This window comes from Eubacterium sp. CAG:161 (genome assembly GCF_000432355.1).
Classification (GTDB): Bacteria; Bacillota; Clostridia; order Lachnospirales; family Lachnospiraceae; genus Eubacterium_G; species Eubacterium_G segne.
Window position 1 is genome coordinate 1 of record NZ_HF991872.1, and the last position, 12,858, is coordinate 12,858.

Consider the following 12,858-nt stretch of genomic DNA (forward strand, 5'->3'; position numbering starts at 1 on the left):
GCCGATGCTAAGATTGTCCGCTCATGTTCTACAGGTTATGGTGAGGCTTTAATTAAGGCTGCACTGCTTTTAGATGAAGGTGAGGTTGAAACTGTTGCCCATTATTATGCTGCAGCATTTTTTGAGCCACAGGTTGACTGCATTTTAGATATTGGCGGTCAGGATATGAAATGTATCAAAATAAAGAATAATTCTGTTGACAGCGTTCAGTTAAATGAAGCCTGCTCATCAGGCTGCGGTTCTTTCATTGAAACCTTTGCCAAGTCATTAAATTACAGTGTACAGGATTTTGCAAAGGAAGCCTTGTTTGCTTCTAATCCTACTGATTTGGGAACGAGATGTACCGTATTTATGAATTCAAATGTTAAGCAGGCCCAAAAGGAAGGTGCCAGTGTTGCCGATATTTCAGCAGGGCTTGCTTATTCCGTAATAAAAAATGCTTTGTATAAGGTTATTAAAATTACTGATGCTAAAGACCTGGGACGTAAAATCGTAGTTCAGGGTGGTACTTTCTACAATAATGCCGTCCTTAGAGCTTTTGAGAAGGTTGCCGACTGTAAGGCTATCAGACCTGATATTGCAGGTATTATGGGTGCTTTCGGTGCTGCCCTTATTGCAAGAGAACGTTACAAAGGTGAAGAAACAACCATGCTCAATTTGTCACAGCTTGAAGCTTTTTCTTATGAAACTTCCATGACGAGATGTAAAGGTTGTACCAATTCATGTCTTTTAACAATTAATAAGTTTTCCGACGGTCGTCGTTTCATAAGTGGTAACAGATGTGAAAAGGGTATCGGCGGTCAGAAAAACAAGGAAAACATTCCTAACCTTTTTGAATATAAGATGCACAGAATATTTGATTACGAACCTCTTGATGCTGACAAGGCTCCACGGGGTGTAGTTGGTATTCCACGTGTTTTAAATATGTATGAGAATTTTCCATTTTGGGCAACATTCTTCAAAAATTTAGGATTTAGTGTTATGCTTTCACCTGTTTCATCCCATAAGATTTATGAAATGGGAATTGAATCCATTCCTAGTGAATCAGAGTGTTATCCGGCGAAACTTGCTCATGGTCATATTGCATGGTTGCTTCAAAACGGAGCTAAATTTATTTTCTATCCTTGTATTCCGTACGAGAGAAATGAAACTCCTGATGCCAACAATCATTACAATTGTCCAATTGTTACATCCTATGCAGAAAATATAAAAAATAATGTTGAGGAATTAAATGACCCTGACATTAATTTTATGAATCCTTTTATGGCACTGACTAATGAGGATACCATCACTTCACGATTAGTTGAGGAATTTACCAAGGCATTTGGCATTAGTGAGGCAGATATTAAGAATGCTGCTCATCTGGCATGGGAGGAATTACTTGCTTCTAGATCTGATATGGCTAAAAAGGGTGAAGAAACATTAAAGTATATGGAAGAAACAGGCAAACGTGGCATTGTTCTTGCCGGTCGTCCATATCACATCGACCCGGAAATCAACCATGGTATTCCTGAAATGATTAATTCCTATGGCCTTGCAGTTTTAACTGAGGATTCCATTTCACATTTAGCTGATGTGGAAAGACCTTTAATCGTATCTGATCAGTGGATGTATCATTCAAGACTTTACAAAGCTGCCAACTATGTTAAGACCCGTGATGATTTGGATTTAGTTCAGCTTAACAGTTTCGGATGTGGTCTTGATGCTGTAACTACTGACTGTGTCAGTGACATATTGACTAAGTCAGGAAAAATATATACTGTTTTAAAAATTGACGAAGTAAACAATCTAGGTGCTGCAAGAATCAGAATCCGTTCTCTTCTTGCTGCTATCAGAGTTCGCAGTGAAAATCATTTTGAGAGAACAATTCAGCCTTCATCAATTAACAAGGTTGAATTTACAAAGCAGATGTATGATGACAAATATACTATTCTTTGTCCTCAGATGAGTCCTATTCACTTCAAAATGCTTGAATCCGCCCTTAATTCATGTGGATACAATTTTGAAGTAATGCCAAGTAACAAGTCCTGTATTGATGTAGGGCTTAAATATGTTAATAATGATGCCTGCTATCCTTCACTTATTGTTGTTGGACAGATTATGGAAGCGTTGCTTTCAGGTAAATATGATTTGAATAAGACAGCGGTTATTATCACCCAGACCGGTGGTGGCTGTCGTGCTACAAACTATATTGGTTTCATTAGGCGTGCATTGGAAAAAGCCGGCATGGGTCATATTCCTGTTTTGTCCTTAAGCTTTACGGGAATTGAAACTAACAGTGGATTTAAGATTACTCCTCTCTTTGCCGTAAAAGCAGTTGAAGCTGCCATGTATGGTGATTTGTTTATGAGAGTTGTATATCACACCCGTCCATATGAAGTAAACGCAGGTGAAACTGACGCCCTTCATAAAAAATGGGAATATAAATTATGTAAAGAGTTATCCGATAAACATTTTGGCATTCATCGTTTCCGCAAGAATATGAAGAAAATTGTTGAGGAATTTGATGCCATACCTGTCATGGATATCAAAAAGCCAAGAGTTGGTATTGTAGGTGAAATTTTAGTTAAGTTCTCTCCTACTGCCAACAATGATTTGGTTAACTTACTTGAAGCTGAAGGTGCTGAGGCTGTTATGCCTGACCTTGTGGATTTCTTCCTTTACGGATTTAGAAATGCTACATTTAAGTATGAAAAGTTAGGCTTTAGCAAAAAATCTGTTTACATTAATAATTTAGGTATTAAAGCTCTGGAATGGATGAGAGGCTCTGCCAAGAAGGCTCTTATTAAGAGTAAACATTTCACTCCTACTTCTGATATTTGGGAAATGAGTGAAATGGCAGAAAAGGTTGTTTCCATTGGTAACCAAACCGGTGAAGGTTGGTTCCTGACAGGTGAAATGCTTCACCTTATTCATGATGGTGTACCTAATATTATTTGTACCCAGCCATTTGCCTGCCTGCCAAACCATATTGTAGGTAAAGGTGTTATTAAAAAGCTTCGTGCCATGAATCCTGATGCTAATATTGTAGCTGTGGATTATGACCCTGGTGCCAGCGAAGTAAACCAGCTTAACCGAATCAAGTTAATGCTTGCTACAGCTAACAAGCGCTTAAAAAGCCAGGAAAAAACGGAAAAAGGCAAAGTTAAGTAAGTTCCGGTAGGAATGTTTTTAGGGTGAGCACGATTTTGTGAATATATGTTTGATGTTTTTAATCTTATAGCTGTGGATTTTGATGTTTTTTAAATTTTGTGGCTGTGGAATTAGTGATTTCTCTGCAACATTCTAGCGCAAATTGTCTCTTTTTCGGCTTGTAACAAAGCAAATCGCATAAAAAAGCAGATTTTTCTATTACACATAGAACAATCTGCTTTTTACTTATAATTATATTTATTTATAACTAACTTCTCTACAATTTTGTATTTCCAATACTCAAACTCATGATTTTCATAATTAATATATCATTCCCTATATATTCTCAATCTGCCAGTCTATCGGCTCCACCCCATTGGCTACCAAAAATTCATTTGCCTTGCTAAAGTGTTTGCATCCAAAGAATCCACGATATGCAGACAACGGACTTGGATGTGGTGCTTCTAAAATTAAATGCTTAGGATTGGTAAGCATTGCCTTCTTACGTCTTGCAGGTGTTCCCCACAGAAAATATACAATAGGTCTGTCCTGTGCATTTACAGCCTGTATAACTGCATCTGTAAACATTTCCCAGCCATGTCCCTGATGGGAATTTGCCTGATGTGCCCTGACAGTTAAAACAGTGTTTAACAGCAAAACACCCTGGTCAGCCCATTTTTTTAAATATCCGTTATTAGGGATATAACATCCCAAGTCATCATGCAATTCCTTATAAATATTTACAAGTGATGGAGGAATGTCATTTCCCGGCAATACTGAAAAAGACAAACCATGGGCCTGATTAACATTATGATACGGATCCTGCCCCAACAGTAAAACTTTCACATCCTTAAGTGGTGTGAAATGAAATGCGTTAAAAATATCATCCGCCGGTGGGTACACTATTGTCTTACTATATTCGTCCCTTACGAAATTATATAAATCTTTATAATATGGCTTTCTAAATTCCATAGATAAGGGGTCTACCCAGTCATTAGTAATCATTCCCATATTTCTATCTCCTTATATCTAATTTCAAAACAATTTTTCCATTTTCATGTCAGATTTCCGGAATTTTAATGCTTATCTTTGTATCTGACCAAAACAATTATTAATACCTATTTTTCTAAAATTTCGTTAATAAACAATCTGTCATTAAAAACCTGTACTGCTCTTTTATCTATTTCCAATTCAAAATGTTTTGAAGTAAGCATTTCCCCATCCACATTAAATGTGTAAGGTTCCTCACAATCTACCGTAATCTTTGAATCTTTATATTTCTTAATAGCCTTGTCATTTTCATGTTTTCCCCGGATTAATTTTAAAAGCACAGGCAATATTTTAATCTTAGACATTTTTTCCACAACATAAATATCAAACATTCCATCATCTAATATGGCATGAGGAGCAATTCTAAAACCTCCGCCATAATATTGTCCGTTGCACACAGCAAAAATAGTGCAATAATTACTTACCGTTGTTTCGCCCATTGATATCGTAAGTTTCTTAAATTTGTACTTAAAATAAGTGTATACAAGACTTACATTATATCTCTGACTTACCGGAACCCATTTTTTATTCCGAATTACTGACACATTATTTGCCACATCTGCATCCAGTCCCACACATGCTAAATTAATAAAATAATGGCTGTTAATTTTGCCTAAATCAATGTAATGAATTCCTGACTCAAAATTTCTTAATGTCTTATCAAAATCATTTCCACTACCTGTAGGTATATTCCCAAGAATCTTATTTTTTGAGCCTACAATACCGTTTAAAACCTCGTTAAGACTTCCGTCACCACCAACTGAAAAAATTACACACTCTTCGTCAGGAATCTGAGATGCCATTTTCTTTGCCTCGCCTTTCCTTGATGTGTATATAATTTCATAAGGAATTTCCCTTACAATACAGGCTTCCCTTATGTTTTTTTCAATTCGGCTCTTATCTATTTTTCCACTTTTAGGATTAATAATAAAATAATACTTCATGATTTTTCTGCTGTATAACCTAAAATTATCAGATTCTCACAGACACTCCTTTTTCATCAAGATAATGCTTCAAATCCATTATTTCCAATTCCTTATAATGAAACAGCGATGCTGCCAATGCTGCATCTGCATGACCTGTAGTAAGAGCATCATAAAAGTGCTCCTTACTTCCGGCACCACCTGATGCAATAACCGGAATAGAAACATTATCTGCAATAATTTTTGTCAGTTCAATATCATAACCTTTTTTTACTCCATCACAGTCCATACTTGTTAGGAGAATTTCCCCTGCGCCTAAACGGTCTGCTTTCATCGCCCATTCCACGGCATCCATTCCCATATCAACACGACCACCGTTTTTGTATATATTCCAACCTGAGCCGTCTTCTCTTCTTTTGGCATCAATTGCCACCACCACACACTGACTGCCAAACTTATCTGCCGCCTCGCTTATAAGATTAGGATTCATAATGGCTGATGAGTTAATAGAGATTTTGTCTGCGCCTTCCCTTAATAAAGCCTTAAAATCATCAACTTTTCTTATTCCTCCACCAACTGTAAAAGGAATAAAAACCTGCTCAGCAACCTTTCTAACCATGTCCACAACTGTTTTTCTATGGTCACTTGAAGCTGTAATATCTAAAAAAACCAGTTCGTCAGCTCCTGCCTTATTGTACGCCTTTGCCACCTCCACGGGGTCTCCGGCATCTCTTAAATTAACAAAATTTGTTCCCTTAACCACCCTGTTGTTATTTACATCCAGACATGGAATAATTCTTTTTGTATGCATATCATTCTCCAATCCGTACTAAAGTTTTGCAAAATTTGATAAAATCTTAAGACCTACGTCTCCGCTTTTTTCAGGATGAAACTGGCAGGCGAAAACATTGTCCTTTTCAACTGATGCATGAATATGAGTAACATATTCCGTACTTGCCTTAACCATTTCCTCATCCCTTGCCTTTAGATAATAAGAATGAACAAAATAAACATATGCATTTTCTGCAACACCGTCAAATAATCTTCCATTATTTGTAAGCTCCAGTGAATTCCAGCCAATATGTGGAATCTTATATCCCGGCTTATCCGGTATTCTTAAAATATTTCCCGGTAAAATTCCCAAGCCACTGACTCCCGGTGTTTCATCACTACTTTCAAATAATAACTGTAGCCCTAAACAAATCCCTAAAAATGGTATTTTTTTATCTACCACATCATATATGGTATTTACCAGATTATAATCCTTAAGTTTATTCATTGCATCACCGAAAGCTCCTACTCCCGGCAAAACCACTTTATCAGCGGATAAAATTTCATCGCGATCTCTTGAGAGAACTGTTTCTTCACCTAAATACTGAAATGCCTTTTCAACACTTCGTATATTTCCCGCATCGTAGTCTAGTATCGCTATCATATGTCTAACCTATTTTCCTTCCTTCGGATTAATCCTGCTGTCTAATTCAAACCAAAATTCCACACCGTCTGCGTAATTGTTTACACCGCATCCCATACCATGCCTGTCCATAATTGCCTTAACAATGGACAAACCGATTCCGTTTCCACCGTAAGCCCTCGTTCTTGCTTTATCCACCTTGTAAAATTTAATCCAGATATTTTCAAGTTCACTTTCCGGTATCTGTTTTCCTGAATTAAACACCGACACTCTTACTATACCATTTTTTTCGGTAATTTCCACATTAATTATTTTCTTAGCATCAACATGATTTATGGCATTACTTAAATAATTGGTTATAACCTCCTCAATTTGGAACTCATCAGCCCACACACTTACAGGTTCCCTATGTCTGAAAGTAATATTTACGCCCTTTTGCTGTGCCTTAATTCCTATTGAATTAATAACACCTTCAATAACTGACACAATATCAAATCTCTCCAGATTAACCTGAGTTCCACCAAATTCCAACTGATTAAGAGTAAGCAGGTTTTTAACCATTTTGTTCATTTTAGCTGCTTCATCTACAATTACATCACAATAATACTGAACATCCTCCGGATTGTCACTTATGCCTTCCTGAAGACCTTCCGCATATCCCTGAATCAGTGCTATAGGAGTTTTTAGTTCGTGGGAAACATTTGAAATAAACTCTTTTCTCATTTCATCCACTTCCTCTTTTTTGGCAATGTCCTTTTTCAATTCAATATTAGCTGATTTAAGTTCAGTAATTGTCTCTTCAAGCTTTTCGGACATTTCATTTATACTTTCTCCCAAAACACCCAGTTCATCTTTATAATGTCCCTGATATTTAACGTTAAAATCCAGCTTTGACATTCTTTTTGAAATATCCGCAAGGCTTAAAAGTGCCTTTGTGTACCGGTTCATAAAGAATAAAATCACAATGGTTGTAATTAAAATTACAACAACCCCAAGAATTAAATAAAACTGATTAGTTATGGCAACACTTTCCTTAAAGTTTTCAACAGACATCCTTATAACTGCAAAGTTTCCATTATCTAAAACGGAATATAACTCGTAATGCTTGTCTGATGTTACATCATCAACCATATATTGAAGTGTATAATCCTTCTTAGACTCTATAACGGTACCTTTATTGCCATTAATATTTTTTCCATAAACAAGGCTTGCCCATCTGTCTGCCAGATTTTTTCCCGGTCCATAGGAATATACCGACTGACCTGAAACATCCACAATTATCAGAGTTGCTCCGTCTGTTTCGCATATACTGTTAAGCTTGCTACTGTTTTTTGAATCCTCAAGGTCCGGATCTTTAGCCACAATTTCCTGTAATGTTTTATATACTTCCTTTATGGCAGCCTGTTTTTTATTTGTATAAAATTTTTCCATGAAAACGGTGCTGAATACTCCAATGCTTCCTACGGAAATTGCCATTATTACAATAATCAGCGCCGTGATTTTGTATCTGATTGAATGTTTCATTAATTAACCTCAAACTTATATCCCATACCCCAAATAGTATGTATGTATTTTCCACAGTCGCCTAATTTGCTCCTTAATTTTTTTACATGGGTATCTATAGTTCTGGCATCCCCAAAATAATCATAATTCCATACATTATTTAAGATATTTTCCCTTGACAATGCAAGACCTTTATTCTTTACAAAATAAGTTAAAAGTTCAAATTCCTTGAAACTTAATTCAACAATTTCACCCTTTACCTTAACTATATGGGCAGCTTTGTTTATTTCAATATCCCCTGCCTGCTCAATCTCTCCCTGGTCAATATTGTTGGTTCTTCTTAATATGGCATCAACCCTTGCAACCAAAATTCTCGGGCTGAAAGGTTTTGAAATATACTCATCAACCCCCAACTCGAATCCAAGAAGTTCATCACTTTCCTCACTTTTTGCCGTGAGCATAATAATAGGAACCTTTGACAATTTTCTAATTTCTCTGCATACTTCCCAGCCATCCATTTTAGGCATCATTACATCAAGAATAATCAAATCAAAATCATTGTTTTTGATAAATAAATTAATGGCTTCTTCTCCGTCTGCCGCCTCAACTACCTTATACTGCTTTCTTGTTAAAAAGTCATTAACAAGCTTTCTCATTCTTTCTTCATCATCTACAACAAGAATTTTCAACTGTTCCATAGCGTACCTCCATATCTTTTACATTTTATCAGTTATCCTGTGATATTACAATTTTATATTTATATTAAATAACAAATATGTGTAAAAAAAATGAATTCCTGTATTTTATAATTGCTGTTCTAAAACCCTTCCCATTTTCTATCACCTGACTTTACTTTAATTTTGAGCACAAAAATAGAGCCTTGCAATATACAAAGCCCTATCATATACGCAGACACCCAGATTTGCACACGGGGTCTCCCTCAATTAAGGTACTCTCCTCCTGAGTTATAATCTGCTAATAACAAATAATTCCTTTTTAGGAAATCTATACGTTAATTAGACGTTGCTCTTCTTAAGCTATTATTTGTTATTTACACAATTGTTCCATATAGATTTAACAAGTTCAACCCTTCTCTTTTCTTCTGTCGCTGACCCAACGTTGTTCCCTTAGACAAACTTTATTCTTAAAGTTCAATTGACTCTAAATCATCCGGAATTAAAAGTACTCCATTAAAATACTTCTTCCCCTCATTACTGTAAAGTTCTTTTCGCTGTGATATATTTCTGTCCTCAGTATGATATAGCAGCAGATTTTTCACATTAAGTTCTTCTGCTAACTTACAGACATCTTTTACTGTTGAGTGGTGTTTTTCGTAAGGATGAAATATATCTGCCTGGCTGTCTAAACAAAATGCCTCATGTAACAACCATGTGCTATTTTCTGCATACTTCTTTTCACAAATATTGTAAGTTTCATCTCCACAACAAGTCAGTTTTTTATTTTTCTCCAGTTCCATACAAAATCCGAACTGTTTCGCCTTTGTTGATTGTATATCAAAAAATGTAACTTTTTTGTTTAAAATATTAATTGATTCTCCATCTTCAACTGCCACCAAATGAAGACGTTTACCAATAAAATCTATTTCTTTTTTCTGCAACAGTTTTTCAGCCAGATCCCGCAACAAATTAATAACTTCATCATGAGCATATATTGTTGCTTCTCCCTCATATTCTCCCTGTTTCATATACTGACATATCATACGAATCATCCATAATATACCCGTAATGTGATCAATATGTTTATGTGTCACAAAAATATTTCTAACATTTTTCCAATCAATTCCTGCATATTTTAATTGATGAAGTATTGTGCTTCCACCTCCACCATCTACCAAAAAATATTCATTATCTTCCTGCAGTATAAAACAAGTATTATAACACTCTGTAACAAGTGCATTTCCGGTACCTAGCATTGTAATATTCATATATTTTCTCCTTAATGTAGTGCCGCTCTCATCGATCAGCATCAATCCGACGTAAACCTCCCTAAAAAGGACTTTGTTCATTTTGTTTTTCCCTATTTTGTGCTTTTCTTCAAGATTATTTATCTTGATTTTGTTCCTTTCTTCAAAATTATGTGCTAAAATTCGTTATTTTCTTTGCAACGACATAATTTTATACTATTCTTCCGGTATATACCAATACGAATGAAAACCACTAAGAAATGTTAATGCATTTTTTGGTATTTGTGTAATGGCAAAATAAATATTACAAAAATCGCCTGCTCCCATTGAAATGGAAAGCACGCCTAACCATGAGAAAAATGACATTTCCGGATTTATAATGAATATCAACAATGGCAGGAAACCAAATATAAGGGTGGGAAATAAACTCATCCAAATAAATTGACCTTTAGTGCAATCTTCTGTGCTTATAACAAACAGTATCCCCCTTTTTATATTTGTATACATCAAAACATCCCCCTTCATCCATATGGCATGTAAAAACTCATGAGGCACTAACACAAGTAACGATGCTATTATTCCCCAAAAATTATATTCTGCTCCTGAAAGAAAAATAAAAATTAAACCAACTATGAATATTCCACATGCAATTCCGTTGGCGATAATTGCAAACTTATTTATATCAGGTTCTTTAAATTGAACTGCACCTTCTTGAACCCGCGTAGGCAAGCTATTATCATCCTTATATTCTCCCATAAACTTAAATGATTTCATTATCTAAACCTCCATCAGCTTAAAATCAGAAATTTACCCCATCGGCACTTTTCCGTCATCCTTTGATAAATTCATATTCATCATACCATAAAAATAACGGCACTGTATATCACTTCCGTAACATACGATGCCGTTTTTTTTCTTTGATACACCAAACAAAACATATTTCTGTGTATGATAATATCGTATACAGAGTTCGACTTGCTCAGTTTTAGCGTGGCAGACGTATTAAAAGGCAAACTCTGTTCCCAGGTGCCTGCGTGCTTCATAAGGATTCCTCTCACCTTCGGTGTGTTGCCCCTACTTAATACAAATAACGTTTTTGAAAATATGCAACACAAAATACAACCAAAAATAAAAAAATCCCCTTTAAATAAGGGGATATAAGAGTGTAGCAGACGCATTAAAAGGCGAACTCCGTTCGCAGGCGTCTGCGTGCTTCATACGGATTCCTCCCACCTTCGGTGGGTCCCTCCTTATGAAAACTAGTGGACTAGATGGGAGTCGAACCCATGTCCAAAAACCCTTCCATCGTTCTTCTACTATCATAGCTGATTATTTGACATTCCCTCTGACTGACGAAAAACAGCATCCTTCAGTCTTCAGTAGCTTCATGTTACTCCTACATACTCAAAGCTTTGTATATAGGGTTCCCTACAAGTGTCGATGCCTGAATCTAAGCCGTAGGCCTCTTAGATCAGACAGCTGCAACTAGGCAGCGTATGCTAAATTATCTTCAGCGTTTAATTTTAATTTGTGATTTGACGCATCACCTGCGGATAGCTTCACCAACTTCCAAATCCCTGTCGAAACCAGTACTAGCCCTTAATTTAATTGTATGAGTATACTAAACCAAAATATTAAAAATGTCAATGGCATATTTGCATCTCTTACTACATATAATACTTGTGGAAATGTTTCATCCTATACTTTGGAGGTAATAAATGTTTAATTTCAAAAAAATCACACTTTTAAAATTTACCATTTTAGGGATTATATTTACGGTAATTACCGGAACCTTATTGCATTTTGTATATGACCTGTCTAACGGAAATCCTGTAGTGGGACTTTTTGCCCCAATTAATGAAAGTGTGTGGGAGCATTTAAAACTCCTTTTTTATCCTGCTACCTTATGGATTACCATAGGCTATAAGAAATTTGGCAAAAACAATTGTAATTACCTTTTTCCTGCCTTTTTAGGAGTGGTATCGGGACTTATTACAATTCCGGTACTTTTCTACCTTTACACATTTATTCTAAAAAAAGATATTTTAGTTTTGGATATTCTGATTTTCATAATAGGTGTAATTGTGTGTTTTTCAGTATTCTATTTTGCTCAAAAAAATTATAACTTCTGCTTTATATCAAATAAAAAAGTAATCCTTTTGTGGGAGATTGTTTTTATACTTTTTATACTTTTTACAGTATACCCACCGGCTCTCCCACTATTTAAGGATTACTCTTAATTATTTGTCTTTTCTTGATATAAACCAGTATGCCGCACCTGTCATACATCCGCCTAAGATATTACCTAAAGTTACAGGCAACAGATTTCCTACAAAAAATCTGTACCATGTAAGGGATGATACATCCACACCACAATTACCGTACTTCATGTTGGCAAATATACCACCACTAATATATCCCATATTTGCAACGCTATGCTCAAAGCCGCAGACTACAAATACAAAAATCGGGAAATACAGAGCTGCAATCTTTCCACCTGCCGTTTCAGCCATAAGTGTCATCATAACTGCCACACAAACTAAAACATTACATAAGATACCTCTTGTAAATGCATCAGAAGCCCCAAGGGATGCCTTAGTAACGGCAATATTAATAACTCTTGTAGTCATGGCATTATCAAAGGACGAATATACATGACCTATGGTTATAATTCCTGTAACCAGCATTGAACCTAAAAGGTTTCCAATATAAACTACCACCCAGTTTTTTATCATGGATAAAAAGCTTATCCTTTTGTCTAACAAAGATATAACCAAAAGGTTGTTACCTGTAAAAAGCTCCGAATTGTTTAACACCACCATGGCAAGTCCTGCCGGGAATACCAGTGCCATAAGCATTCTTGCTATAGAATGGTTATCGACGGTTGCAGCTACAATAGATGAAGCTGTTCC

Annotated in this window: 12 protein-coding genes and 1 other RNA gene; 2 read left to right on the forward strand and 11 right to left on the reverse strand. The window is 35.8% G+C overall.

What is annotated here, in order from left to right; all coding sequences use genetic code 11:
- A partial coding sequence (locus Q5O30_RS07835) for an acyl-CoA dehydratase activase-related protein (RefSeq protein ID WP_302674650.1) occupies positions 1-3,153 on the forward strand: 3,153 nt, incomplete at its 5' end.
- 315 nt (positions 3,154-3,468) lie between these two features.
- Here the strand turns inward: Q5O30_RS07835 and ung are convergent.
- The 10 genes from ung to ssrA form a co-directional block, all read right to left on the reverse strand.
- Complete coding sequence (gene ung / locus Q5O30_RS07840) at positions 3,469-4,143, reverse strand: uracil-DNA glycosylase (RefSeq protein ID WP_021953201.1); 675 nt, start codon at positions 4,141-4,143, stop codon at positions 3,469-3,471.
- Positions 4,144-4,250: 107 nt separating this feature from the next.
- Entirely contained in the window at positions 4,251-5,126 is an 876-nt protein-coding gene (locus Q5O30_RS07845) for a diacylglycerol kinase family protein (protein WP_021953202.1), read from the reverse strand.
- A 28-nt stretch (positions 5,127-5,154) separates the two neighbouring features.
- Complete coding sequence (gene hisF, locus Q5O30_RS07850; RefSeq protein ID WP_021953203.1) at positions 5,155-5,916, reverse strand: imidazole glycerol phosphate synthase subunit HisF; 762 nt, start codon at positions 5,914-5,916, stop codon at positions 5,155-5,157.
- 18 nt (positions 5,917-5,934) lie between these two features.
- Positions 5,935-6,540 carry an imidazole glycerol phosphate synthase subunit HisH gene (hisH, locus tag Q5O30_RS07855; RefSeq protein ID WP_021953204.1) on the reverse strand — a complete coding sequence of 202 codons (606 nt, stop codon included), beginning with the start codon at positions 6,538-6,540 and terminating at the stop codon, positions 5,935-5,937.
- 9 nt (positions 6,541-6,549) lie between these two features.
- Positions 6,550-8,043 carry a cell wall metabolism sensor histidine kinase WalK gene (locus Q5O30_RS07860; protein ID WP_021953205.1) on the reverse strand — a complete coding sequence of 498 codons (1,494 nt, stop codon included), beginning with the start codon at positions 8,041-8,043 and terminating at the stop codon, positions 6,550-6,552.
- On the reverse strand, positions 8,043-8,720 hold the full coding sequence (locus Q5O30_RS07865; RefSeq protein WP_021953206.1) for a response regulator transcription factor: 678 nt from the start codon (positions 8,718-8,720) through the stop codon (positions 8,043-8,045). The genes Q5O30_RS07860 and Q5O30_RS07865 overlap by 1 nt, the downstream gene beginning before the upstream one ends.
- A gap of 446 nt (positions 8,721-9,166) precedes the next feature.
- Positions 9,167-9,967 (reverse strand): MBL fold metallo-hydrolase, encoded by an 801-nt coding sequence (locus Q5O30_RS07870; protein ID WP_021953207.1) that lies wholly within the window; start codon positions 9,965-9,967, stop codon positions 9,167-9,169.
- A 195-nt stretch (positions 9,968-10,162) separates the two neighbouring features.
- Positions 10,163-10,720 (reverse strand): DUF3267 domain-containing protein, encoded by a 558-nt coding sequence (locus Q5O30_RS07875; RefSeq protein WP_021953208.1) that lies wholly within the window; start codon positions 10,718-10,720, stop codon positions 10,163-10,165.
- Between the two features lie 33 nt (positions 10,721-10,753).
- Positions 10,754-10,879 carry a hypothetical protein gene (locus tag Q5O30_RS07880; protein WP_302674651.1) on the reverse strand — a complete coding sequence of 42 codons (126 nt, stop codon included), beginning with the start codon at positions 10,877-10,879 and terminating at the stop codon, positions 10,754-10,756.
- A gap of 327 nt (positions 10,880-11,206) precedes the next feature.
- Positions 11,207-11,545: a transfer-messenger RNA gene (ssrA, locus tag Q5O30_RS07885) on the reverse strand.
- A gap of 119 nt (positions 11,546-11,664) precedes the next feature.
- Between ssrA and Q5O30_RS11720 the strand changes: the two genes are divergently transcribed.
- Positions 11,665-12,186, forward strand: a complete 522-nt coding sequence (locus Q5O30_RS11720) for a DUF6512 family protein (RefSeq protein ID WP_021953209.1) — start codon at positions 11,665-11,667, stop codon at positions 12,184-12,186.
- Here the strand turns inward: Q5O30_RS11720 and Q5O30_RS07890 are convergent.
- On the reverse strand, positions 12,187-12,858 hold a 672-nt coding region (locus tag Q5O30_RS07890), incomplete at its 5' end, for a formate/nitrite transporter family protein (protein WP_302674652.1).